22 protein-coding genes are annotated in these 25773 nt (G+C 53.0%); 9 read left to right on the plus strand and 13 right to left on the minus strand.

All coding sequences use genetic code 11. The features are described from left to right. Positions 1-249 precede the first annotated feature (249 nt). Together ada and alkB are read left to right on the plus strand one after the other, a co-directional pair. Positions 250-1383, plus strand: a complete 1134-nt coding sequence (ada, locus tag BJJ97_RS09540) for a bifunctional DNA-binding transcriptional regulator/O6-methylguanine-DNA methyltransferase Ada (protein ID WP_405083407.1) — start codon at positions 250-252, stop codon at positions 1381-1383. Then, positions 1380-2036 (plus strand): DNA oxidative demethylase AlkB, encoded by a 657-nt coding sequence (gene alkB / locus BJJ97_RS09545; RefSeq protein WP_095993785.1) that lies wholly within the window; start codon positions 1380-1382, stop codon positions 2034-2036. Before ada ends, alkB begins: the two co-directional genes overlap by 4 nt. 79 nt (positions 2037-2115) lie before the next feature. On the opposite strand, the gene BJJ97_RS09550 is transcribed toward alkB, so the two are convergent. The 6 genes from BJJ97_RS09550 to BJJ97_RS09575 form a co-directional block, all read right to left on the minus strand. Further along, positions 2116-3645, minus strand: a complete 1530-nt coding sequence (locus BJJ97_RS09550) for an FAD-dependent oxidoreductase (protein WP_095993786.1) — start codon at positions 3643-3645, stop codon at positions 2116-2118. A 67-nt stretch (positions 3646-3712) separates the two neighbouring features. After that, positions 3713-4060 carry an FMN-binding protein gene (locus BJJ97_RS09555; RefSeq protein WP_095993787.1) on the minus strand — a complete coding sequence of 116 codons (348 nt, stop codon included), beginning with the start codon at positions 4058-4060 and terminating at the stop codon, positions 3713-3715. An 84-nt stretch (positions 4061-4144) separates the two neighbouring features. Continuing rightward, the gene (locus tag BJJ97_RS09560; protein ID WP_095993788.1) at positions 4145-5521 is read right to left on the minus strand and encodes an MFS transporter; all 1377 of its coding nucleotides are present in this window, start codon (positions 5519-5521) and stop codon (positions 4145-4147) included. Then, positions 5522-6484: a cytochrome c nitrite reductase subunit NrfD gene (gene nrfD, locus BJJ97_RS09565; protein ID WP_095993789.1), complete on the minus strand. Its 963-nt coding sequence runs from the start codon at positions 6482-6484 to the stop codon at positions 5522-5524. Continuing rightward, the gene (locus BJJ97_RS09570) at positions 6477-7175 is read right to left on the minus strand and encodes a 4Fe-4S dicluster domain-containing protein (RefSeq protein ID WP_095993790.1); all 699 of its coding nucleotides are present in this window, start codon (positions 7173-7175) and stop codon (positions 6477-6479) included. The genes nrfD and BJJ97_RS09570 overlap by 8 nt, the downstream gene beginning before the upstream one ends. A 530-nt stretch (positions 7176-7705) precedes the next feature. After that, entirely contained in the window at positions 7706-8671 is a 966-nt protein-coding gene (locus BJJ97_RS09575) for an alpha/beta hydrolase (RefSeq protein ID WP_095993791.1), read from the minus strand. 402 nt (positions 8672-9073) lie between these two features. Between BJJ97_RS09575 and BJJ97_RS09580 the strand changes: the two genes are divergently transcribed. The 6 genes from BJJ97_RS09580 (at position 9074) to BJJ97_RS09605 (ending at position 16737) form a co-directional block, all read left to right on the plus strand. Then, positions 9074-9973, plus strand: a complete 900-nt coding sequence (locus tag BJJ97_RS09580; RefSeq protein ID WP_095701734.1) for a LysR family transcriptional regulator — start codon at positions 9074-9076, stop codon at positions 9971-9973. Between the two features lie 291 nt (positions 9974-10264). Beyond that, the gene (gene manD, locus BJJ97_RS09585; RefSeq protein WP_095993792.1) at positions 10265-11479 is read left to right on the plus strand and encodes a D-mannonate dehydratase ManD; all 1215 of its coding nucleotides are present in this window, start codon (positions 10265-10267) and stop codon (positions 11477-11479) included. A gap of 29 nt (positions 11480-11508) precedes the next feature. Further along, positions 11509-12531 carry a Zn-dependent oxidoreductase gene (locus BJJ97_RS09590; RefSeq protein WP_095993793.1) on the plus strand — a complete coding sequence of 341 codons (1023 nt, stop codon included), beginning with the start codon at positions 11509-11511 and terminating at the stop codon, positions 12529-12531. A 211-nt stretch (positions 12532-12742) separates the two neighbouring features. Continuing rightward, positions 12743-14113 carry an MFS transporter gene (locus tag BJJ97_RS09595; RefSeq protein WP_039484935.1) on the plus strand — a complete coding sequence of 457 codons (1371 nt, stop codon included), beginning with the start codon at positions 12743-12745 and terminating at the stop codon, positions 14111-14113. Between the two features lie 273 nt (positions 14114-14386). Beyond that, positions 14387-15853 carry a mannitol dehydrogenase family protein gene (locus BJJ97_RS09600; RefSeq protein ID WP_095993794.1) on the plus strand — a complete coding sequence of 489 codons (1467 nt, stop codon included), beginning with the start codon at positions 14387-14389 and terminating at the stop codon, positions 15851-15853. Between the two features lie 197 nt (positions 15854-16050). Then, positions 16051-16737, plus strand: coding sequence for a GntR family transcriptional regulator (locus tag BJJ97_RS09605; RefSeq protein ID WP_014914316.1), 687 nt, complete (start codon positions 16051-16053; stop codon positions 16735-16737). 66 nt (positions 16738-16803) lie between these two features. On the opposite strand, the gene BJJ97_RS09610 is transcribed toward BJJ97_RS09605, so the two are convergent. From BJJ97_RS09610 to BJJ97_RS09640, 7 genes are all read right to left on the minus strand, one after another. Then, a complete protein-coding gene (locus tag BJJ97_RS09610; protein WP_095993795.1) occupies positions 16804-18165 on the minus strand; it encodes an esterase-like activity of phytase family protein in 1362 nt (453 codons plus the stop codon). 33 nt (positions 18166-18198) lie between these two features. Next, positions 18199-19539: a phospholipase D-like domain-containing protein gene (locus tag BJJ97_RS09615; RefSeq protein WP_095993796.1), complete on the minus strand. Its 1341-nt coding sequence runs from the start codon at positions 19537-19539 to the stop codon at positions 18199-18201. Continuing rightward, on the minus strand, positions 19532-20218 hold the full coding sequence (locus BJJ97_RS09620) for a MotA/TolQ/ExbB proton channel family protein (RefSeq protein ID WP_095993797.1): 687 nt from the start codon (positions 20216-20218) through the stop codon (positions 19532-19534). The genes BJJ97_RS09615 and BJJ97_RS09620 overlap by 8 nt, the downstream gene beginning before the upstream one ends. An 85-nt stretch (positions 20219-20303) precedes the next feature. Further along, positions 20304-22544: a TonB-dependent receptor family protein gene (locus BJJ97_RS09625; RefSeq protein WP_095993798.1), complete on the minus strand. Its 2241-nt coding sequence runs from the start codon at positions 22542-22544 to the stop codon at positions 20304-20306. A gap of 90 nt (positions 22545-22634) precedes the next feature. Next, a complete protein-coding gene (locus tag BJJ97_RS09630; RefSeq protein ID WP_095993799.1) occupies positions 22635-23381 on the minus strand; it encodes an energy transducer TonB family protein in 747 nt (248 codons plus the stop codon). Position 23382: 1 nt separating this feature from the next. Beyond that, complete coding sequence (locus BJJ97_RS09635; protein WP_095993800.1) at positions 23383-23787, minus strand: ExbD/TolR family protein; 405 nt, start codon at positions 23785-23787, stop codon at positions 23383-23385. Positions 23788-24077: 290 nt separating this feature from the next. Continuing rightward, the gene (locus BJJ97_RS09640) at positions 24078-25271 is read right to left on the minus strand and encodes a multidrug efflux MFS transporter (protein ID WP_095701738.1); all 1194 of its coding nucleotides are present in this window, start codon (positions 25269-25271) and stop codon (positions 24078-24080) included. A 422-nt stretch (positions 25272-25693) separates the two neighbouring features. On the opposite strand from BJJ97_RS09640, the gene azuC reads away from it, so the two are divergent. Then, a complete protein-coding gene (gene azuC / locus BJJ97_RS22470; RefSeq protein WP_125176151.1) occupies positions 25694-25750 on the plus strand; it encodes a stress response protein AzuC in 57 nt (18 codons plus the stop codon). The last annotated feature ends 23 nt before the right edge of the window (positions 25751-25773 follow it).

Consider the following 25773-nt stretch of genomic DNA (forward strand, 5'->3'; position numbering starts at 1 on the left):
GTCTCACCGTGTACCATTTATTCGCATCACAGATTTGTTCAAAAAGTAACCGACAATGTCGGCGGAAATATCAACATCGGGACGATCCGAATGAAAAAGCAAGAGTTGAACGTGTGCGTAAGGTCGCTCTGGTTTAGCGTTAGCGCATGGCGAGACTTTTAGCCGTATCAAGACGGGCAGTAGTATTAAGACTGACAGTAATATTAAGGCTGGCAGTCAGACTGAGATTGGAATGAGGTTGAGGTGCCTATGATGCGTAACGATACACCGTTTCAGGATGCCGACTCGCGCTGGCAGGCGGTGGTGACGCGTAATCAAGCGGCTGACGGCTGCTTTATCTATGCGGTGAAAACCACAGGGATTTACTGTGCACCCTCCTGTGCATCACGTCAGCCCCTGCGTGAAAATGTGGTGTTCTTCGCGACGGCCGATGAGGCGCAGGCGGCGGGCTTCCGCCCCTGTAAACGCTGCCGTCAGGGAACTCTTTCGCGGCAGGAGCAGCAGGCGCAGCAGATTGCCCACGCCTGCCGGATGATTGAGCAGTCGGAGCATCAGCCGACGCTGGCGGTGTTGGCTCAGGCGGTGGGGATAAGTGCGTTCCATTTTCATCGCGTGTTCAAAACCATAACCGGTCTGACGCCAAAACAGTATGCCAGCGCCCATCGCCATCGGCAGCTACGTGAACAGTTGGCAGATAGCGGCACGGTGACTGCCGCGATTACGGCAGCGGGCTATGATGCCAGCGGGCGCTTTTATGCCGAAGCGGGTGCGCATTTAGGGATGACGCCGACGGCGTTTCAGAACAAAGGAAAAGGGATGACGATCCACTTTGGCGTTGGCCGCTGCTCACTCGGCGAGGTGCTGGTGGCAGAAAGTGAGAAAGGGATCTGCGCGATTCTACTGGGAGACGATCCTGAATCTCTGCTCAACGCGCTTCAGGAGATGTTTGCCAACGCACAGTTGGTCGGTGGCGATGTGGCGTTTGAGCAACGGATGTCGCAGGTTGTCGGGTTTGTCGACGATCCTGCAATCGGGTTCACGCTGCCGCTGGATATTCGTGGCACGGCATTTCAACAGCGAGTCTGGAAGGCGCTACGGGCGATTCCGGCTGGAGAAACGCTGAGCTATCGTGACGTCGCTGAGCGCATTGGATCGCCGGCCGCCGTGCGCGCTGTCGCGGGTGCCTGTGCCGCGAACCGGCTGGCGGTTGCGATTCCCTGCCATCGCGTGGTTCGGCATGACGGTGCACTGTCAGGCTATCGCTGGGGCGTCGTGCGTAAACGCGCACTGTTGGAGAAAGAATTGGTGGATAAAGAGCAGTTGGACAAAGAACTGCTGGAGAAAGAACAGGCCGTACATCCACAAGGGGAATCGTTATCGTGAATTTTGATTTATTTGCCGATGAAGCGCCGCGTCGCTGGACGGAAACGCTGGCACCGGGTGCGGTCATCCTGCGTGGACGCGCCCATGACGATGCTCCGGCGTTGCTTGCGGCGCTGAAAGCCGTCACTGCACATGCACCGCTGCGAAATATGGTCACGCCGGGCGGCTTTGTGATGTCGGTGGCGATGAGCAACTGCGGGCCGCTCGGTTGGGTGACGGATGAACGCGGCTATCGTTACACTGCACAGGATCCGCTGAGCGGAGAGGCGTGGCCCGCGATGCCAGAGATTTTTTCCCGGCTGGCGAAGCAGGCGGCGAGCGAAGCGGGTTTTGTCGATTTTGAACCGGATGCTTGTTTGATAAATCGCTATGATGTCGGCACGCGCATGTCTTTGCATCAGGATAAAAACGAACGGGATTTTCACCAGCCTATCGTGTCCGTTTCACTGGGGCTCAGCGCGATGTTCCTGTTTGGCGGCATGGCGCGTAGTGATAAAGCGCAGCGTGTGCCGTTAACACATGGCGATGTGGTGGTCTGGGGCGGTGAATCGCGGCTCTACTTCCACGGCATTCTGCCGTTGAAAAGTGGCAACGTGCCGGAAGGGATGTCCGACGAATGCCGTTTTAACCTGACGTTTCGTAAAGCTGGATAGGGGAACCACAGGGATGATTCCCCTGTGGTCACCCCGTGTATCTCGATATTCAAACGATTTTAGGCTTAAGCGCTAGCGCTTATTTCTTGCTGAACTTCATGTAATCGAGGGCACTTTCTGCCGCGATACGACCGGAGTTGAGCGCAAAGCCAAACGTGCCGCCGCCTAACAGCAGGTCATAGGTGTCGCCATACATGCCAGCAGCATCATTACCCGTGACGTACAGACCCGGAATGACTTCGCCGGATTTATCTATCGCCTGCATTTTCTCGTCGATCTTCACGCCGCCTAATGTGCCCAGCGCGGCCGGTTGCATTCTCACCGCATAGAACGGACCTGTTTTGACCGGACGCAGGTAATCCATGTTTTTGTTAAACACCTCATCCCGCTTTTGCGTCGCAAATTTGTTGTTTTCTTCCAGCGTATTCTTTAGCACGCTCGCATCAACGCCCATCTCTTTTGCCAGCCCGTCGATGGTGGCTGATTTGAAGACGAAGCCGCGATTTTTCTGACTTTCCTTCGTAAATTCGCTATCAAATTTAGTCAGCTTGGTATTGGCGATCACCCATTCACCAATCGGCACATCAATGCCGTCTTCGACGTAATGCTTACGGGATGTCTCGTCAAAAATGGAGTACATGATGCCGCCCGCTTTTGACAGCGCGTTGCCGGAGTGTGGCCAGATGATGACGTTGGATTCATCGGTAAAGCGTCGGCCGTGTTGGTCAACCCACAGATAGGGCTGACGCGCGGCGGCCAGCAGGTGAGAGTTCGGGGCGTAGTCTGGCAGGCCGGGGCGATAGGCTTGCAGCAGGCCCAGACCGTCCGGTTTGGCGCCCGCTTTCCAGGCCATATTAATTCCGTCGCCATCTTTACCGACGTTACCGACCATGATGGTATCGGGGAAAGCGGCGTATTTTTGCAGCATCTCTTTATTGTTGGCATAGCCGCCGGTTGCGATGATGACAGCTTTGGCGTCTATCTGTACGGTGTTGCCCTCGCTATCTTGCGCGATAACGCCGGTGACTTTGCCGTCTTTCACGACCAGATCTTTACCCGCCATTTTCACCAGCGTGGTGACATCCATGCTTTTAAACTGCTCGTGGAATGTTTTGATCAGGTGGCGTCCGTGGCCGGGGCCGTCGATCACATGCCAGGTCAGCATGCCGCCAGGGCCGCCGGGGCCGATATATTCAAACTTGATGCCTTTCGATTTCACCCATTCAATCGTATCCGCAGAACGGTTGACGAAAGCGCGAACCACGAAAGGATTGGCCATCCAGTGGCTGTAATCCATGATGGTCTTAAAGGCCATATCAGGTGTGACCACAATTCCCTGACGTTTCTGCAGGCTGCTGTTGGCGGCGAAGATGCCTTCGGCAAAGTTACCCGTGCCACCGACGATCGGTTGTTTTTCCAGTAAGACGATCTTCGCCCCTTTCTCTGCGGCGGCCATCGTTGCCGATGTGCCCGCCGCACCCGCGCCGATAATAACGATATCCGCGCTTTTTGGGATTTCCGGCTTTGCCGCGTCCGCTGCCTGCGCGGTAGACCAGCTCATCATCGAGAGACAGAGCGTCGCGAGTACACTTTTTCTGAAGCGTTTCATGATGTTTTCCTTAATGTTATTCGTATTCTTACAATGCAGTCGTGCTGCGTGTGGAGAACCAACGGGATTAATTCGTTTTAGCCTGTGAGTACGCGTCTTCCGACGCTTCTTTCACCGCTTCGCTGGTCATCGTGGCGCCGGACACCCCATCAACCTCAATACTCTGTTTTTCGGTCATGGTTTTCGCGAGTTCGATGGCGGCTTCCCCGCCGACTTCTGGCGTTTCTTCTGGGGCATCAATCGTCGATTTAAGGACTTTCCCCTGCGCATCGATATCGAGCGTAACGGTGACGTCCCCGCCGATACCCTGTCTCGCGGCGGAATAGGTGCCAGCTTTAAAAGTCCCTTCTTGCGCGGCTGCCGTTCCCATTGCGAATAACAGGCAGAGTGGAAGGATTCCTGAGCAGATTTTCATATCAATAGTTCCAGTAGTTTTTGAATGAATACGGTGAGTCACAAATCTATTTCCCATAAATCACGTTATCTCCCATAAATAACGCTATCTCCCATGAATAAAGTGATAGCCGTCGTCGTTATTGAGGGGCTTGAATATCAGGCAGCAAATGGGTAAGCCAATGCCGAGTAATAAAAACAACAGGCTGAAAGCGTTAAGGTTGAAGAGAATTTCAAACTGAGAAAGAAAACGTAATATCGGAAACGTCAGCGTCATACTGAGCATGACGGAAAGTAATTGGCTAATGGTCAGCAGATTATTACCGCTGTGATACGTGCTGTTATTCAGGTTGCTAAAGGCCAGCGTGCTTGCTGCTGAATATAAGGTTGAAATCAACACGCCTAACAGCATGGCGATAATGCCGATAAGTAGCATCGATTTCTCTTGCACGGCAACACTCAGGGCGAGGATACACAGCGACGTGACGCTGGTTGTCAGCATCAACAGCCGACGGTAGCCAATACGCTTGACCATCGGTTCGAACAGCATTTTTGACAGCAGTGCGCCGCTGGAAAAGAGCAGTAAGATCAGGCTGGTTTCAGCGGGTTTACAGGCCAGCGTCGTTTGCAGCATTAACGACAACACGACGGGCGTCGATGCCAGTAGCGTGCGCGTTGCGATGCCGCCAATAACGCCGATAGAAAAAGTTCTGATGCCAAACAGGGCGCGAGGGAATAATGCCGTCTCTGCAATGAGATGCTGCCGATAATAAATAAATACCAAACCCAGCGTGCTACAAGACAGAAATAGCATGACGAACGTTGGCAATATATTTTTCGTGGCGGTGGTTAACATGAAGGCCACGAGAAATAACATCAAAATGGGAAAGACGACTTCATAGGCACCTGTGCGGGTTGTCTCTTTTATGGCAGCAACAGGGATATATCGGGTTGCCAGAAAAAAGCAGAGTAAAGCCAGCGGGATATTAACGAGGAAAATAGCCTGCCATGAGAGAAAGCTAACCAGAATATTGCCGAAAACGGGGCCGATCAGGGTGCCGAGTAATCCCAATAAGGTCACCCGATTCAGGAAGCGTAATTTCAGCTTCTGCGGCGTGGTGCGCAAGATGACAGTTCTGATGATGGGCAGCATGAGCGCACCGCCGATGCCCTGAATAAAGCGGAAAACGCTTAAGCTGCCGAGTGTGGTTGCCGTCATGCACAGTAGTGATCCGAGCGTGAAAATGGCAATCGCGATCTGGTAGGTTTTCCGTTCCCCTAGCCGCTCCGCCAGCCAGCTATTGGCCGGCGTAAACGCGACGACCGTGACAATGTAGGCGATCACAATCGCTTCCATATGCAACACCGGCTGGTGTAGCGACTGCGCGATGGCAGGAATGGCGACATACACCATGGTGGTATCCAGGGATTGCATGAAAAAGGTAGCCGATGCAATCCAGAATAAGACCCATGACGTGTTCATTCAGGCCACCGTCATTTGTCCGGCATAAAGCACGAACAGTCGTAGCAGGAACACGCCGAACAGGCTCATGGCTGCTAACGTAATCAGCTGGCCTTTGCCGGAATGCGCGGAAGGCTTGCGCACCTGATTGGCAATGAATGGGATCACAATGCCGATGCCGATAATGCCAATCCAGAATACACCGCCCCAGAAACCCGACAGTGCGGTCTGTGCGGCGACAACCTTTTGCCCGCCGCCAAGCAGCAGCCCGATAAAGAACGCGAACAGCAGGAACAGTTCGGCGTACACCACTGGCGTTTCCACGCGGTGGATAAAATGCAGGGAGCGTGAATGCCCCGACGTATTGCGGCTCCATGCACTGGCCAGCAGCATGACAGCAATGCCGGAAGTGGTGCCGGATACCAGAAACAGGACAGGTAGAACGGGGTTATTCAACAGCGGGAATGATTTCAGCGCAGACAGCAGGAAGCCGGTATAGCAGCCGAGCAGGATCGCCAGCACCAGCAGCAGGTTTTCAATCACCGCCGCTTTTCTGACGATCATCGCCGTTAACTTATGCGCTCGCGCAGCCAGAGCGGGCCGGTGCCAAACAGTCTCAAGCTGCGTCAGCCATCCGTCATGATAAAGCGTGATGATCCATAACAGCATCACGACGAAATACACCTGAAAGAGCATCACACCAAGCGACATGATGGAGGTCGGGTTGTAAAAAACCATCAAATACCAAAAGGTCAGCGGTCGGGTCAGGTGAAAAATCAGAATCACCAGTCCGAGAATGACAGCTAGCGGTGCCACGATAGCCGTGGCTTTGATGACAAGGTTACTGCCGTGATATTCGCTGGGAACGTAGTGCCTGAGGAGCATGGAGAGCGACACCATTCCCGCCGAAATGCCGACCAGAAGCAGATAAACGGCGATGGGCCAATCCCATACCAGCGTGTCGAACGTGAAGGCGTTATGCATTGTCGATTTCTCCTCGTTTCCCCGGCATACGGTAGAGCTGGGGTTCGGTGCCCAGATAGACCTTGGAACGGTAGGTCGCGTTGCTCGCGATCATCTTGGCAATGTTGCTTTCAGGATCGTTGAGATCGCCAAATACCAAGGCTTTAGTGGGGCAGATTTCGACGCAGGCGGGCTGCTTCCCGGCGGCCAGATTGGTTTGCCGACAAAAGTTACATTTGTCTGCCGTCTTCGTTATGGGGTTGATGAAACGCACATGGTAAGGACACGCGGCAATGCAGTAGCGACAGCCCACGCAGCGTTTATCGTTGACGTCGACGATACCGGTGAGCGCGTCTTTGAAGGAGGCTCCCGTTGGGCAGACGGCAACGCAGGGCGGATTCTCACAGTGCTGACAGGATTTACGGAAAAATTGCTTAATGGCGCGCGTCTTCTCGACGGCAGGAATATTGACGGTTTGCAGTATATCCAGCCGAGTTACGCCATCGGGCACGTTATTGGTCTCTTTACAGGCCTTGATACAGGCTTTGCAACCGATACAGCGCATTTCGTTATGCAATAAGCCATATTTAACGGCTAATTTACCCTGCGTTTTTTCGGGCTCATTTTGCGCTTGTGCGAGACCGATATGCCCACTAATGGCAATCGTACCTCCCATATAGGCAATAAAACGACGGCGAGATAAGTCTTCCATATTATAAATCTTCACATTGGGGTGATAGCCGCGCGAACGCTAGATAGTAGTAATCCAGCAATAGCGTTAATATTTCGCAGTGTGGCGCTAATAGGGAGTAATGCTTCATTATTACGATGAAAACAATAAGTAGGCCACGTTGTTATTGTGGTTTTATTGGAACATGGGAATTAAAGGTTAAGTGTGCGTTTGGTCACGTTTATTTTTTTGTATATCCGTATATAACAAATGTCGATTTGTTATAAATGCCATTTTATTGTGCTAGTTATTTAGAATGTGATTTTTATAAATTTCTCCTTTTAGGGGAATGCATTTCTGCTATGGTTTTTTATCCGGTTATTTTTCAGAGAGCGATAAGTGTGAATAATTGATGTGTATCAGATTACGTATTTTTTTATGTGAGGATAAATGGGCGAGGGAATGGATAGTTCTCTTTTTTGCAACAAATAAAAAACGTTAGTGTTTATTTCACACTAACGTTTATGCAACATGCATAATAAAAAATCTATTCTATAAATTTTAAATCGACATCAGGGTTTTAGGTGCTTATCAAGAAAGCGGACGGTAATCTGCATGATTTCCGGTTGCAGCCAATGCGGCCCACCGTGCTCAGCACCTTTGACGCTGTAGTAGGTGGATTCAATATTTTTCGCCGTCAGAGCCTGATGCAGTCTCTCGGTCTGGCGTGGAGAAACCGAGGTATCGTTTGTGCCGTGCATAATCAGGAACGGAGGTGTGGCGCTGCTGATAAAGTTAATCGGGTTGGCCGCTGCTGCTTTGTCGGGATAGCGAGTAATCGCGCCCCCTTCATCAAATACTGCGGTGCCGTTGACCCAGATAGCTTCTGTCGCGGAAGGTGATGCGTGTTTCTGAACGACATCGTCAGGGAAGCCTTCGCCGACGAGCGTCAGGTCGGATAAGCCATAAAAATCAATGACGGCCTGGACATCACTGCTTTGATCGAGGTTATCGCCTTTGTCATAGTTTTTTGAGACATTTGTCGTCCCGGCAAAGGCGGCCAGATAGCCCCCGGCAGAGGCGCCGAAAACCGCAGCGTGTTGGCCGTCGATACCAAATTTTTTCGCATTGGCGCGCAGATAACGAATGGCAGATTTTACATCTTCCAGCGGCGAGGGGAAAAGCACGGTAGGCGCGACACGGTATTCCATACTGGCAACCACATAGCCCGCTTCGGCAATGTTGAGGCGTTGTTGCAGGTAATTATCTTTATTGGCATTAACGAATCCGCCGCCGGTAATGAATAATACGACGGGAAGTGCGGTTTTCGCTTCAGGCTGAAGGATATCCATTTTTAATGCGACGTTAGGATAGCCGCGCACCGATACCTGAGAATAAACGACGTCAGAGATTAATTTCACCGAGGTGGTTTCTTGCTTTACGGTGATTTCATGTTGGTTCTGTGCCGCATTGATTGCGCTGGAACTCATCATCGTGAGTGAGGCTAATACTATTTTGGCTGTTTTCGGATAGTGCATACTTTCAGTCCTTTGTTAGAAGCATGTAAATCAGAGAGGTTTGTGAAGAACGATGTTGTGTTTGTAAAAACAATATTAAAAAATCTTTAATAATATGGGGTGGGCTGTCTTAAGCTAATGAATTATTTCCTCCTTGATAATAAGTTGACTATATCTACCATTAACGCTATTTCTCATGAATTAAATGTGCATCTAATCACATTTGATTATTTACAGGTCCCTATAATTGTTATTATAGGTGGTTATACTCGTCATACTTCAAGTTGCATGTGCGTTGGCTGCGCTTAGTCACCCGAATCACTTACTTGAGTAAGCTCATCGGGATTCCTTCACTTGCCGCCTACCTGAAACTCGAATTATTTAGAGTATATAAACGAGACAGTTGATGAGTAATATAAAACAATGTTCAGTATAAAGCGTGTGATTTATTATCAGGAACTCATCCGGGTCGGGAGTTTCACTAAAGCAGCGAAGGCGCTGAATATCTCTCAGGCTTTCTTGTCGCAGGAGATCGCACGGCTGGAACTTGAAACGGAAAGAAAACTGATTAACCGAACCACCCGGCAGTTTTCTCTGACGCCCTTCGGGAAGATCTTTGCTGACAAAATTCAGGGGATGATTAAAGAACATTATGAGCTGGAGCAGTTCGTCAGCAGCTATGAGGAAAGCACGGATGGCGCGCTGCTGGTTGGCGTGATCCCGATTTTTAATCGTCTGGCTCACTACAATATGTTTAACCTGTTTCAGAAAGCCTATCCCAATATCGATATCTCTTTCATTGACGGCGTCAGCACCGATTTACTCGAAAGGGTGCGCAATGGTGAGATCCACCTGTCTTTCTCGACGCCTTTTGATGAGTACCTGAACGATCCGTTGTTTCATCACACCATTTGTCAGATCGATGACATTGTTGCGGTGATGGCAAGGTCGCACCCGCTTGCTGACAGCAAGACGCTCAGCTTGCCGCAGATGGTCAAAGAAAAGCTGATCGTGCCGCAGAAAGGGACGGGGGAGCATGCCGCGGTTTCCAAATCCTTCACTCAACAGGGCATCAATCCCAGCTACTTCCGCGAATGCAGCAATATGGACATCATTATGGATCTGGTGATCAACCTGTCCGGCGTGGTCTTCCTCTGTTCGTCTGTCGCCAAAAGCCTGACTGCTTACGACGTCGCGGTTATTCCACTGGAAGAGCAACTGAAAAGGACTTTCGCCATTAGCTATCTAAAGCGCAGTACGAACATTCCCATGGTGCGCCTGTTTCTGGATTTCCTGCAAGATTACAGCGAGTCCGTCCGGTAGGGCATTTCCCTTGTTATGAAGGTGCGGATATCCAGCGCGTGTACCGTAACGGAGAACGTGCTCCGTGTGCGTCCAATCCCTGATGCATTGACCGCACAAGCTGCCGCCTGCCTTTTATTTCCCTACGTTTTATCCCCTCAACGCACCTCGGTTGCTCTTCCCGATCTTCATGGGTTTTAGATAAATGTTGCAAATGTGAATAAATGTGAGGTGATTCAAATTATCTCGATTAATATACTTGTATGGTAGTCAGCATAAACGAATGGCTACATGCACAGAAGGATAAGTAACGTGAAGATTGTCAGCGCTGAAGTGTTTGTCACCTGCCCTGGGCGAAACTTTGTCACCCTGAAAATTACGACAGATAGCGGATTAACCGGCCTCGGCGATGCGACGCTCAACGGGCGTGAGCTGCCGGTCGCCTCTTACCTCAAAGATCATGTGTGTCCGCAGCTGATTGGCCGCGATGCGCACCAGATCGAAGATATTTGGCAGTATTTCTACAAAGGCGCGTACTGGCGTCGTGGCCCGGTGACGATGTCTGCCATTTCGGCAGTCGACACCGCGCTGTGGGACATCAAGGCCAAAGCCGCCAACATGCCGCTCTACCAACTGCTGGGCGGCGCATCGCGCACGGGCGTGATGGTGTATTGCCACACCACGGGTCACTCGATTGATGAAGTGCTGGATGATTACGCCAAGCATCGTGATGAGGGCTTCAAGGCGATTCGCGTACAGTGCGGCGTGCCGGGTATGAAAACCACCTACGGCATGGCGAAAGGCAAAGGGCTGGCGTATGAGCCAGCGACGAAAGGTAACTTGCCAGAAGAGCAGCTGTGGTCGACGGAAAAATACCTCGATTTCACGCCTAAGCTGTTTGAAGCGGTGCGCGATAAGTTTGGCTTCAACGAGCACATGCTGCACGACATGCACCACCGCCTGACGCCGATTGAAGCGGCGCGCTTTGGTAAAAGTGTTGAAGACTATCGTCTGTTCTGGATGGAAGACCCAACGCCTGCGGAAAATCAGGAGTGCTTCCGTTTAATCCGTCAGCACACCGTTACGCCGATTGCGGTGGGTGAAGTATTTAACAGCATCTGGGATTGCAAACAGCTGATCGAAGAACAGCTCATCGACTACATCCGCACCACGATTACCCACGCGGGCGGGATTACTGGCATGCGTCGCATCGCCGACTTTGCCTCGCTCTATCAGGTGCGCACCGGTTCACACGGGCCGTCGGACTTATCGCCTATCTGCATGGCGGCGGCGCTGCATTTTGACCTCTGGGTACCAAACTTCGGCGTACAGGAATACATGGGTTACTCGGAGCAAATGCTGGAAGTATTCCCGCATAACTGGACATTCGATAACGGCTACATGCACCCAGGCGAAAAACCGGGGTTAGGCATTGAGTTCGATGAAAAGCTGGCGGCCAAATACCCCTATGACCCCGCTTATCTCCCAGTTGCCCGTCTGGAAGACGGCACATTGTGGAACTGGTAAGAGTGGAATAGGTAATCAGAGGCCAAAATATGAAAAGCATTGTGATACAGCAGCCGAATTCGCTGGTGATTGAAGAACGTCCTATTCCGCAGCCAGCGGCAGGTGAAGTTCGGGTGAAGGTAAAGCTGGCCGGCATCTGTGGCTCGGACAGCCACATCTACCGCGGGCATAACCCTTTTGCCAAATACCCGCGCGTGATCGGGCATGAATTCTTCGGCGTGATTGAAGCGGTGGGTGAGGGCGTGGAGGCATCCCGTCTGGGCGAGCGCGTCTCGGTCGACCCGGTAGTGAGCTGCGGCCACTGCTACCCTTGCTCAATCGGCAAGCCGAACGTCTGTACCTCGCTGGTGGTGCTGGGTGTGCATCGTGACGGCGGGTTCAGCGAGTACGCTGCCGTACCGGCGAAGAACGCGCACATCATCCCGGATGAGATCCCTGATGAGTTCGCCGTGATGGTCGAGCCCTTCACGATTTCCGCCAACGTGACTGCACAGGTGAAGCCGACGGAGCAGGATATCGCCCTGATTTATGGTGCGGGCCCGATGGGGTTGACCTCGGTTCAGGTACTGAAAGGCGTGTTCAACGTGAAGGAAGTGATCGTCGTCGATCGTATTCCTGAACGTCTGGATATGGCATTACGCAGCGGAGCGGACAGGGTCATCAACAACGCCTCGCTGTCATTAAAAGACGAGCTGGACGCGCTGAATATCAAGCCTACGCTGATTGTTGATGCCGCCTGCCATCCGTCTATTTTGCAGGAAGCGATTACGATAGCTTCTCCTGCGGCACGCATCGCCATCATGGGCTTTTCCAGCGAGCCTTGTCAGGTCAGCCAACAGGGAATCACCAGCAAAGAGATCGCCATTTTCTCATCGCGCTTGAATGCCAACAAATTCCCTATCGTGATTGAGTGGCTGAAAGCGAAACGTATCGATCCGGCCAAACTGATTACCCATCGGTTTGATTATCAGCAGGTGGTACAGGCGATTGAGGTCTTTGAAAAAGATCAAAAACGCTGCTGTAAAGTCCTGCTGACGTTTAATGATGAATGACGAGTATAAATATTTTTATTAACAACAGGGATATATAAAAGGAAAAACTATATCGACTACATAATAATATAATGATTCCTTTGAAGTAATTATTTCTCTCTTAATCACTCCAGACCATCAATAACGGGCTGGAGTGGATTGCGACACCATGATGAACGGTAATTTTACTTACTGTGCTCTACCATAATTACAAATCGTCGAGAGTATATATATGAATACGCAAATCGCATCTGGACAAGATAAGCCTGTAAGAAGTACCTCTGATTTAGTCAAGGCGGCGGTGTCCGGCTGGCTGGGCACCGCATTAGAATTTATGGATTTCCAACTGTATTCACTCGGTGCGGCATTGGTCTTCCATGAAATATTCTTCCCTGAACAATCGGCGGCAATGGCGCTGATTCTGGCAATGGGAACCTACGGTGCAGGCTATGTCGCACGTATCGTCGGTGCCTTTATTTTCGGCCGTATGGGGGACTCCATCGGCAGAAAGCGCGTGCTCTTTATCACTATTACCATGATGGGGATCTGTACCACGTTAATTGGCGTGCTACCAACCTACGCACAGATCGGTATTTTCGCGCCCATCTTGCTGGTGACCTTGCGTATTGTGCAGGGGTTAGGGGCGGGCGCTGAGATTTCCGGTGCCGGTACCATGCTGGCTGAGTACGCGCCGAAAGGGAAACGCGGGATTATTTCCTCACTGGTTGCAATGGGCACCAACTGTGGCACGCTCAGTGCTACGGCTATCTGGGCCGTCATGTTTTTTGCCCTCTCAAGAGAAGAATTACTGGCGTGGGGCTGGCGTGTGCCGTTCCTGGCCAGCGTAGTCGTGATGATCTTCGCGATCTGGCTGCGTATGAACCTGAAAGAAAGCCCAGTTTTTGAAAAAGTGAGTAATGATGTCTCTGGTACTGAAGAGCCGTCACCTGCTCTGGTGGTTGAGCAAAGCGAGCAAAAATCAGTACTGTCCATGTTTAAAAGCAAGGCGTTTTGGCTGGCAACGGGATTACGTTTCGGACAGGCAGGAAATTCAGGGTTAATTCAGACCTTCCTCGCGGGATATTTAGTCCAAACGCTCTTGTTTAATAAATCTATTCCGACCGATGCATTGATGATCAGCTCCATTATTGGTTTCATCACGATTCCATTATTAGGATGGCTCTCGGATAAAATTGGTCGCCGCGTACCGTATATTATTCTGAATATCTCGGCGATATTATTAGCCTACCCAATGCTCTCTCTTATCGTCGATAAAGAGAATAGCGTTAACGTGATTGTCGTCAGCATTATCATTATTCATAACTTCGCGGTACTGGGATTATTTGCGCTGGAAAATATCACGATGGCGGAAATATTCGGTGGACGCAGCCGCTTTACGCAAATGGCGATTGCCAAAGAAACCGGTGGCCTGGTTGCCGTTGGTTTTGGTCCGGTGTTAGCGGGTATTTTCTGCAACATGACCGGTTCCTGGTGGCCGATTGTCGTAATGATGATTGTTTATTCTGTGATCGGTTTATTTGCGGCTATCTGTATGCCAGAAGTGAAAGACCGTGACTTGGATGAATTAGACGACGCGGTATAGCAGAACACCACAGCGCTCTTGTTTGCGGAGCGAAAACGGGGGTAATGGGATAGAAGAGTAAAGCGTTTGCGCCATGGACAAAAACGTCAGGAACGTTTTTGAACGTCGCTAGCGACGGCCCTGAAAGGGGGAATCTCAGGGATGAGATTCATATTCGCGCAATCCGAGCGTACAGGGATGTATTCACAGCGTCTTTACGATCTACCCATTATCCCCGTTCCTCTCAAGTTTCCAGCAGTTGACGTATTTTTGAATCACCTATCAGGGATAACGATGAGTATCAGTGAATTTTCTACTCTTAAACCGCAGGTTGTGGTGCCGCGTTACAACCGCAGCCTGCTAAAAACACGGATTGCGCATATTGGCTTTGGCGCATTCCACCGGGCGCATCAGGCAGTCTGTGCCGATAAACTGGCGGCGGAGCACGGTAGCGACTGGGGTTATTGCGAAATTAACCTGATCGGCGGCGAGCAGCAGATTGAAGCCATTCGCCAGCAGGATTTGCTGTGGTCGGTTTCCGAAATGGCGGACAGCGGCTGGAATAGCCGGGTCATCGGCGTAGCAACCAGCGCGCTGCACGCGGAAGTCGAAGGTATCGACGCAGTGCTGGAAGCGCTGAGCGCGCCGGATATCTCCATCGTGTCGATTACCGTCACGGAGAAAGGCTATTGCCACCATCCGGCGACGGGGCAGTTAAATAGTGAACATCCGCTGATTTGCCACGATCTGGGGTTACCCGCAGAACCACGCTCCCTGCCCGGTGTGATTCTGGCTGCGATTAAACGCAGACGGGAACGCCAGCTACCGGCATTCAGCGTGATGTCCTGCGACAATATGCCAGAAAACGGGCACGTCACGCGCAACGTGATCGTGCAACTGGCCGAGCTGCAGGATATCGAACTGGCGCGCTGGATTGAACAGCACGTCACCTTTCCGTCCACGATGGTGGACAGGATTGTTCCGGCTATCACCGAGGAAACGTTGGAGACAATTCAGGGGCAGCTGGGCGTCGTCGATCCCGCGGGCATTGCCTGTGAACCGTTCTTCCAGTGGGTGGTTGAAGATAACTTCGTCAACGGCCGTCCTGCATGGGAAAAAGCGGGCGCGGAGCTGGTACAGGATGTCCTGCCGTTTGAGGAAATGAAGCTGCGTATGCTGAACGGCAGCCACTCGTTTCTGGCGTATCTGGGCTACCTTGCTGGCTACCAGCATATCAGCGAATGCATGCAGGACAGCGAACTGGTCGCGGCTGCGCATCACCTGATGCTGCGTGAGCAGGCTCCGACGCTGCGTACACAGGGTGTCGATCTCGCGGCCTATGCGGATGCACTGCTGGATCGCTATCGCAACCGGGCGTTAAAACACCGCACCTGGCAGATTGCGATGGACGGTTCGCAAAAACTGCCACAGCGGATGCTGGATTCGATCCGCTGGCATCTGGCACGCGGCAGCCGTTTTGATGCGCTGGCGCTCGGCGTGGCGGGGTGGATGCGCTATGTCGGCGGCGTGGATGAACAAGGAAAACCGATTGAAATCAGCGATCCGTTGAAAGAGCTAATCGCTGAAACGGTGCAACGCAGCCCGGAAGGCGAAAGCCGAGTCACGGCGCTGCTGACGCTGACGGCGATTTTTGGTGAGGACTTACCGAAGAACCCTGTCTTTGTCGATGTGGTGACGCAGCACTACCTGTCGCTATTAGCGAAAGGCGTGAAGGGAACATTGCAGGATACCAACTGGTAGGACGAAAGCGCGACGGCGGCGGCCGTCGCGTAACTGCATTCGATAGCTGTGAATCATAAAGCAGCACAGGATGAGGCGAGTGTCGACGATGCCTTGCCCTGTGTCCCCGAACTCACCACGACAGGCGTTGTAACACTGACACTCACCGCGCTAAGCGTGTATCATAAGCGGTAAATTTCTCGGGTAAGCACAGCGGCATGGACACCTCTTTTCAGATCAACAACAACGAACCAGTCAACCAGCAAATTTATCGCGTACTGCGCAAAGACATTGTGGAATGCAATATTCCGCCGGGTAAACTGTTGTCTGAAAAAGAAATTTCTGTGCGTTTTGACGTTTCCCGCCAGCCGGTCAGAGAGGCTTTTATCAAGCTGGCAGAGGCTGGACTGGTGCAGATCATGCCGCAGCGCGGCACGTTTGTGATGAAGATCTCCGAACAGCGCGTAGCGGATGCCCGCTTTATCCGTCAGGCTCTGGAATGCGCGATTGCGCGCCGGGCGGCAGAAATGGTGACGGAAGAACAGCTGCTGACGCTGGAACACAATTTACGCCGTCAGGAACTGGCTGCGCAGAACGATCAGGTGCGCGAGTTTCTCAGCCTTGATGACAGCTTCCATCAGCTTCTGACGCAGATTGCCAACTGTCCGCTGGCGTGGGAAACCATCGAATCGATTAAAGCGACAATGGACCGCGTACGTTTTCTCAGCCTGAGCCAGGTTTCACCACCGCCCAGCCTGATCCAGCAGCACTACCTGATTTTTAGCGCCCTGAAAGCGCGCGATCCTGATGCCGCCGAAAAAGCGATTCGTGAGCATTTGCAGGAAATGATCTATTCGATCACGCCGATTGCGCAACAGAATAGCGACTGGTTCGAGCACGCCTGATCGCGTTGACTTGAGTGCGTTGAACAGTGGCTTCCCCGTCTCCGGTGGAAGCCATTTCACAGAAGACTACTTGAGCGGTTGTGGCAGGGTAATCACCCACAGTTCGTTATCGGCTTCTGGCTTCTCCAACGGTTTGATGGCTAACGTCGTCTCGACCGCCTTGCCATCGCGCGTCAGTTTGCCATCGGCAGTAACCTGATAGTCGTCCGCCTTATCTTTCGCTTTCACCGGGGATTGCAGCACGGATTGCAGGCCAAAATCGTTGTCATTAATGACGGCCAGCGTTTGCTTATCGACCAGCGCCAGACCTTCCACTTTCTCCTGCTGCCAGCCGAGCTTACGCAGATCCACCAGCTCCTGCTTGCTCGCCAGCGTAATGCCACGTTTTTCCAACTGGGCGAGATCGTCAAACTCCGGCGATTTACCGTCAGCATCGAACGGTGTCAGGTCGCTCGCCTTGCTGAGATCGACCAGATAGATGCGGTTCTGCATTTGCTTGTCTTTATCCGCACCTTGCTCGACCAGCAAAATACGCTGATTATCCAGCGCCACGATATCGCCGATCTTGGCATCCTTCGCTTTCTTATAGCTGTCGATATTGATCGGATAGCCCAGCATGCGGCTGGTTTTGGTTTCCGGGTTAAACATCACCAGACGCGTAAACTGCGCTTTGTTTTTGCTTTTGCCGTCGATATCCAGCGTGCTTTGCACGGCCATGACGATCGTGCCGTCCGGCAGGCGGGTCAGCCCTTCAAAACCCCGATTTGGCTGACGCCACTTGATGATATTCGGTAAACCGTTGGCGACCGAATGCTCGCTGCCCGCAGGCGTCGGCCCGAATTTTTGCAGGATCTTCCCGCTGGCATCAACGTGGATCAGGAACGGGCCGTATTCGTCACACAGCCAGAAGCCGCCTTTGCCGTCCGGCGTAATCCCTTCGGTGTCCAGCCCGCGCTGGCTGGTGCTGAGCGGTTGTAGCGCATCGTTCAGTGCCACTTCGTTGGTGGTGCCGATAACGTTCGCGGGTAGCGGCAGGCCGGTGATATTGCCCTCGGCATCGTGCAGCGGACGGGCGTTGATCGCCTCGGCGGCTTTCGCGCTGACCCGAATATCCATCATCAGCGGTGCGTAGTCAGGGCTGGCGAAGATCTTGGCTTCTTTCTCACCGACCAGCGGCGCATCGGCATTCGGGCCGCGATCGGTGACGGTGGTGAACATCAGATCGTCGCCCTGTTTACCGGTGAAATAGAGGCCGGAGCCAATACCGACAGGCAGACCGTTGGGGAAGCTCTGGGCGAATTTGCCCTGATACGCAACGCGCTCGCTGTCAGGGAAGGTGACGACATAGCGCGTCACTTTCTCTCCTGCGGCCTGAACGCTGAACGGCAGAAATCCGGCAACCAGCAGTGCTAACAACGTGTGTTTCATGCTATTCCCCATCAAATGTCATTCTGGTGGTGGCTACGGTGCGTTGACCGCGCCGCCTGTCGTGGACGAAGGGCTGGTTTCCTTCACCTTATCTTTCTCTTTCATGCCACCCGGATCGGGCCGTGGGTAATCATAATCAATGCGCAGAGGATGCGCGTACTCGCTGTTCCACAGTTGTGTATAGAGCATGTCTACCCGCTGCGCCATCGCTGGGTTCTGAATCACCATCTCCAGATTGCGCGAGTTATCCAGATAGCCGCCGCTCCAGTTGCTGGTGCCGATCCAGGCTTTCTTGCTGTCGATGGTCATGATCTTACTGTGGATCACGCGGGCAAAAGGAATGAAGCCGCTGCTGGCTTGGGGGATCGACACCGTTTTTATCTGGATGTTGGGTAGCAATGCCAGACTTTTCAGGTAGGCGATATTCGGCATTTTGGTGCTCCATTCGGACACCATCAGCTCGATCTGGACGCCGCGTGCGGCAGCGGTGCGAATCGCGTTATCGATCACCGCGTAGTACGGGCGCGTTTTCTCCGGGCCGTAGGAGAGCGGGACGTAATCCATCACCTGAATGCGGACCAGTTGCTGGGCTTCGGCCAACAGGCGGGGGAGTTCTTCTTCGGAATCTATCACGCCAGCGGGATTAAACGCTTTGGGGCTGGCAACCAGATAGTTGCCGGAGCGGTCAGCGGGTTGCGTTGCGGCGGGCAGCTGCGGGACGGTTTCGCCGTGGGCCAGTCGCGCCTGTGCCTGCCAGTCTTGTTCAAAAATAGCGCTAATCTGAGTCACCACGCGGGGATCGTCGATCAACAACCCCGTTTCGTGAATGTGCTCCAGCGCCCGCCAGTCAAGGTTCTGGCTGCCCATGTAAGCCTGTTTGCCATCAACCAGCAGATATTTGGCATGCACAATACCGCCGCTCAGGCGTTTAAAAGGAATCACGCGCAGTTCCAGATTCGGAATCGTTTTGAGCTGTTCCAGCGTGTCCTGGGTGGAAATTTTTAGCCCTTTTTCTTCAAGCAGCAGGCGGATTCGTACGCCGCGCTCTCCGGCGGCACGCAGATGCTGTAAGACGGTATCAAAGCGTGTTCCCGCCTGATTGGCGACGTAGAATTGACCCAGCTCAATGGTGTGTTGGGCATTATCAAACAGCGATATCCACACCGCATCGCTGGGGCGTAGATCGGGGGCGGTCAGCGTGGTTTCCACCGGGGCGTCATACACTAATTCATAGCCGGGAATGCGATAGCCGCTAGTGCTGGCATCGGCATAGGCTGACGCACTCACAATAAACAATACGCCTCCTGTCAGCAGTGTGTTGATGCAATGCTTCCAGCGTTGCCCCGGATTGATGAAACCACAACGATTAAGCATAGCGCTTCTCCGCCATCGCTTTTTCTGTCATTGCGGCGCTGTCTGTCACGGAATTGTGCGTCACAGCAGAGCCCGCTTTCTGTTGGCGAGTATGCGGCATTCCGGCACGGATCAGCAGGACTTTCAGCATTTCGTTGATGTGTTCCATCCGGCTTTGCAGGAAATTGTTCCCCAGCAGACAGACCAACGCGATGGCGATGCCCAGCCCAGTGGCGTACAGCGCGGTGCCCATTCCAGCAGAAACCTGGCTCGGGTCGGAGATTCCTGCGGCGGACAGCGCTTTGAAGGTTTCGATAATCCCCATGATGGTGCCGAGCAGCCCCAGTAACGGTGCTGCGGTGACGACCGTTTCCAGAATCCAGAGTCCGCGCGACAGTTGCGGCTTACTTTGCAGATATTGTGCGTCGATCAGGTCGTTAAGCGCATCGCGGTTTTCTACCTGATGTGACTGTGCCAGAACGGGTGTCACCGTCGCGATGGGTAGGCTGGGGCGCTGGGTCAGCGTGTCCGGCAGATCGTGAACGTGGCGAATATCCGCCGTCAGCGCGCGTTCCAGCCGTTTGGCCTGTCGACGTGTGTAGGAAAAGTAGAGACTGCGTTCGATGATGATCATCAGGGCGATCACCAGCGAGGCGTACATGACGTAGAAAATAATCTCGTGCAGCATATCGGCGTTCATGGCCTGATCCTTCTGTTGCCTTGTTGGGCGTTGTTTGTGATGAGCGCCAGCGCGGGAAACCGCGCTGGCGTATTACGTTATTGGATTAGAACGTGGCTTCCAGTGAGGCGCTGAAGGTGCGCTCTTCCCCGACGTTGTAAAACGGTGTGCCTGCCGATACGCCGTTATACGATCGTGAGTTGAAGCTCACTGAGCGCGCGGAGTCGAGATACTCTTTATCGAACAGGTTGTTGACGCCAAAGCGTAAGGTGGCGCTTTTCACGATCTTCTTATCCACTGGCAGATAGACGCCGGCGCTGAGATCGAAAACGGTACGTCCACCGATCTTCTCGTCATTGGTCATGTCGCCGTAGAACGACCCGACATAGCGGCTGTTCACGCCGGCATAGTAGAGGCCATCGTCATAGCCCAGCCCGAGGTTGAGCATATTTTTCGGCGCGTTGGCGACCTGCTTGCCCGTAGTAGGGAGCTGGCTACCGCCGGTGGCTAGATTGTTTTTCTGCTCGGTGTCGGTATAGGTGTAAGCTGCAAAGTAGTTGAAGTTATGAGGCAACTTGCCGCTCCACTCCAGTTCCAGCCCTTTGTTTTCCACTTTCCCGGCGTTGATCATTTCGTAGTCGCCAGCGGCGTTACGGCTGGAGATCTGGCGATCGGTGAAGCGGATAAAGAACAGCGAGGCGCTCAGCAGCATGTCCTCATCCTGGAAGCGCCAGCCCAGTTCCTGGTTCCAGCTCAGCTCAGGTTTGGTATTGATGGAATCACCAACGTTGTACAAGACGTAGTTGGGCGGGGTACGCATGTTGCGCGTGATGTTATAGAACACCTGATTTTCAGTATTGATGCGGTAGGCTGCATTAAAGCTGGGCAGGAATTCGTGGTACTTCTTGTTCTTTTTCTCTGCGACGTTATACAAGCTGCCGAGGTTAGTCCCGTCACGCTCTACGTGCTGATAAGCCAGACCGCCGGTGAACGTCCATTCTGGGGAGAAGAACCAGGTGTCCTGAATCCAGATTTTATGGGCAGGCGTGACGGTAAACTGGTTACGGCCTTGAACCACTTTCCCGTTCGCGTCGGTAATCTGGTTCGCATCGCCGGGTTTACCGGAAACGTTAACCGGGTTGCCGTCGCTCTGGATCGGGATGAACGGCTGCGTCTGGCGCTGGCGAGCACGCTCGAACCAGTAGCCGATATCCAGACTATGCTCGTCGTTAAGATCCCATTTCAGCTTGGTAGTGATACCTGGCCGCCAGGTTTCCGTCCACGACGGGCGGTAGTAGGTGTTGGAGGTCAGATTGCTGAGATCGTAGTTACCTGCGCGGTCTGACGTCGCGGACAACACGCTGGCACTCCCGCTGCCGAAGCTGCCGCCGTTCGTCGAGAAATAGTAGGGCTGTAACGTTAGCGCCAGATTATCGCGCAGCTGTAATTTTTGCGTGAACGTGACATTCAGCGTTTCAAAGTTATTGCGGTTGAGTTTGTAGTATTGGGAAATCTGTCCACGGTTGTTGTAAACCGGCGTGGTGGCGTAATCCATCTTACGCCCGTTTTGCTCGAACTGCCGTTTGCTCAGCGTTGAGTAGTTGATGGTATCTTGCTGATTGTATTTCACAATCAGGCTGCTGCTGTGGCCATTTTCATGTTCATACAGGCCGTTCCACTCGACTTTATCGGCACGGGAATACCCTGAACCGCGCCATTTGTCGGAGTCGGTATAGGAGTAGGAGAGCCAACTGCTGAAGCCGTTGTGTTGACCGCTTTCCAGACGCGCGAAGGTCTTGCTGAGGTTATTGCTGCCGAATGTCTGCTTAACGAAGCCGCCAAACTCTTTCGCCGGACGGTGGGAAACCAGCCCGATGTTGCCGCCGCTGGCCCCGATGTGCGGGCCGTCCATTTCTGACGAACCTTGGGTGACGAAGATCTGCTCCAGGTTTTCTGGATCGCCCATCCCGTTAGGGTACACGGCGTAGTCGCCGGAGTCATTGACGGGAATGCCGTCTGATGACAGGCCGACCTGATCCGCACTCATGCCGCGCATGGTATAGCTGACGCCGCTTAAGCCGCTGGCGTCGTTGCTGCTGACGTTCAGGCCTGCGGTGTATTTCAGTTTATCGATGGCATTGCCCGCAGCAGGCATCTTATCCAATGCGTCTTTTGTCACGGTTGAGCGCGATTTAGCGCTGTCTTCCTGAACCATTAATCCTGCGCCGAGCGGTTGTCCTTGTACGTTGATCGTGCCGACATTTGTCGCTTCTTCCGCCAGCGCGGAGCCTGCCAGTAATGCACCGACGACGGACAAACATACCCCAGAAAGTTTGAACGGTTTCATTTAACAATCCCAGTATTATCAGTGGTTTATTAATCAACATGTTGTTGACGTTATTCTTGCTGATTCACTCTCTTACTCAGGCGCGGAACACTACTGCGCCTGATAATCGAACGTGGCTAAAAAGCGTTTTGTGTTTTGTCCTGCAAAGGCGTCGGCGGGGAAGGCCCGAACCTGTTTGATGCCCTGTAAGCTGGCTTGCGCCGCCCGGTTCAGCAGCATGCTGCGTGCTTTGCTGCTGATTCCTGAATCGATGACGCGTCCTGTGCGATCGACTTCCAGCCAGACTTCAACGCGACCTTCGGGACGTTCGAGTGACGCCTGACGTCCGGTCGGGTAGCGTTTGGTTTGTTCAAGCTGCGCACGCAGCGCCTGCGCATAGCTATTTTCCAGCGCGGCAACATTCACCGCCGGTGCGGAAGGGGCAGCCGGTGCCGGGCGCTTGGCCGGGGCTTCCGGGCGTGGCGTCGTCGGCTTGGCTGGCGTGGCCACCGGTTTAGGTTTGGTTTCTGCCTTGGGCTTAACCTCTGGTTTAGGCTTCGGCTTCACTTCCGGTTTCGGCGGCGTAACCGGCGGGGCTTCTATGATCGGATCGGGCTCATTAACCGGAACCGGCTCAGGCTCGGGTTCCGGTTGTGGCACCGGTTCTGGCTCTGGCTCAGGGATCGGTTCCGGCTGGGGAATCGGTTCCGGTTCAGCCAGCGTGAGCGCCATGACTGTTTCGTCGTATTGCTGCTGAACTTTCAGCGGCGGCTGTTGGCTGGCGAAGAACAGGCAGGTGGCAAAGACCGGCAACGGTAACCAGCTGATGGCGTGGCGTGAGCGATAGAGCAGATACATGTCACAATTTCCGGGTAGCGATAGAAATGGACGAGAACCCACCCTGACGCAGGGTATCCATGACGGCTACCAGACGCTCAACCTCGACGCTTTTATCGCTGTTGATAATTATGGTGGTTTGCTGGTCTTGCTGCTGCTGTTGCAGCGTCGTAACGAGATCGCTCAGTGCCATCGGCTGTCCGTCCAGCTCAATATGATCCTGTGCGCCAAGCGTGATGATCGCTTTTTTCTGCGGCTTAAGTTGTTGTGCGCTGCCTGCGGCGGGGAGCTGCGTTTTCAGGCCTAGCGCGGGAATGACGTTCATGCTGATCAGCACAAAAAAGACCAGCAGGAACATCATCACATCGATCATGGGAACCAAATCGATGTGGGCTTTTTGCTTCTTTGGTTCGTTCCAGTTTCTCATTACTCACTTCCCTACAGGCGCGAATGTCTGAATTTCTGAACAGGGCAATTCGCGTGGCGCCGAAACAAAGCAGCCAATATAGGTAGGGTTTGTTTAATTTTTTTTACATTTATGTGATTAATTTTTCATATTGATACGTTTTGATGGTAATTTTTTGTCAAAAAATAAGTTTTTTGATGTTTTTACATCATTTTTAACAAGAGGGGTGAATACCCTGAGAAAGGGAGAGGTACATAGGGTGGGGGTTCATCGAGAGAAATGAATGGCCAGCAGAGTCGCTGGCCGGATCGTTATCCCTTTCCGCGCGGTTTCCTGAAGGCGAAAAAGAGTTGTATCGTGTTGCACAGCACCAGAACGGCGGTGATGACGAAAACCCAGCGGAAGCCCATCAAGGCGGATACGCCGGAACCCACCAGCGGCCCCAGGACGTTGCCCATATACATGAATGACTGGTTATAGCCGAAGATGCGGCCCGTCACCTGCTGGCTGCTGTATTTGACCAACAGCGCCTGCACGGTTGGCATTAGTGCGCCATCGGCAAAGCCCAGCAGAAAGCGCAGGATGCCGAGCTGTGTGGGGCTTTGTACCATTGCCATGACCAGGAACAGCAGTACGCTGATCGCCAGTGCGGCGATCAGGACGCGATGTGCGCCGATTCGGTCACCTAAACGGCCAAGTCGCGGGGCGGATAGCAGGGCGGACACGCCGGGAATAGCCGCAATCACGCCGCTGATAAAGGCAATATTGTCGGTGCCGGGAGCCAGATCGCGGATAAACAGAGTCAGGATGGGGCTGATGGAACCGTTCGCCATCTGGATCATCATTGTCGTAATGAACAGGCAAATGATGAGCGCCGGATAAGGCAGCGACGCGAAGACGGCTTTTCCACTGAGCCGATTCTCTTTGGTGACCTTAACCACGCTCTCTTTAATCGCGAAAAGCGTAATCAGGAAGCTGGTAAACAGCAGGCCACCAGTGATGAAAAAGACGATGCGTAGCCCGATATAGTCGGCCATAAAGCCGCCGAATAAGGGGCCGAGAATAACGCCCGCGATTTGTCCGGTCGATAGCATCCCCAGCGCCCAGCCGCTTTTTTCACGCGGAACCTGTGAGGCGATCAGCGCCATCGCGTTGGGAATGTACCCAGAGGTCAGCCCCATAAGCGAACGCAGGATGAACAACTGCCATACGTTGGTTGCCAACCCTTGCAATGACATCACGATTGCCATACCGAGTGCGGCGCGCAGCAGCATGAGCTTTCGCCCTTTGCGGTCGGCGAGGCTTCCCCACAGCGGCGCAACGGCGGCTGAGATGAGAAAAGACGAACTGAAGATCAAACCGGACCACAGGCTCAGCGACTCGTGCGAGTGAACGCCAAGCTGCTCAATGTACAGCGGCAAGAAGGGTAATATCTGGCTCATGGCCAGCCCGGTGAAAAAACATCCCAGCCAGGCAGAGAAGAGGTTAAGTTTCCAGGTTTCCATGGGGGTAGGAACGGGCCTTCATCAGCGAATAACCAATGGCGAAACCGTGGTGACTGCGCGTGAAAAAGTGTGCTAACCGACAGTGAATGGCGCTCAATTAATAACGGGCAGTGACTAAAATTTCGTCTTTCATCATGAGCATAGCATAGCTCGCAGTGTATTGGTCACTGATGGTAATGATTCGCAACAAAAGAAAATCAGCGTGGGTATAGGGTGGATTAGGGGAGAGGGCCGGTGAATTTTATTGTGTGACTTACGTCACAAAAAATGGGCTTTTGCTCAACAAGAGTGTACAATTCATCACCATAAAGCGGGGCACTGCCATTAAGACAAGTCATCGCTAAAAAGTCATTCCATCGCGTGATTAAAATAACGAATTAAGTCAAACCAAGGTGAAAAAAGTGCGTAACTTCTTTAAAAAAATGCTGGCGGCTTACCTGAATACCTATAAAGACGTGCCGCCCGGCGCACTGTTCTAAGAATCTGTGCTATGCAATGAAGC

This window comes from Pectobacterium polaris, from assembly GCF_002307355.1.
GTDB classification, from domain to species: domain Bacteria; phylum Pseudomonadota; class Gammaproteobacteria; order Enterobacterales; family Enterobacteriaceae; genus Pectobacterium; species Pectobacterium polare.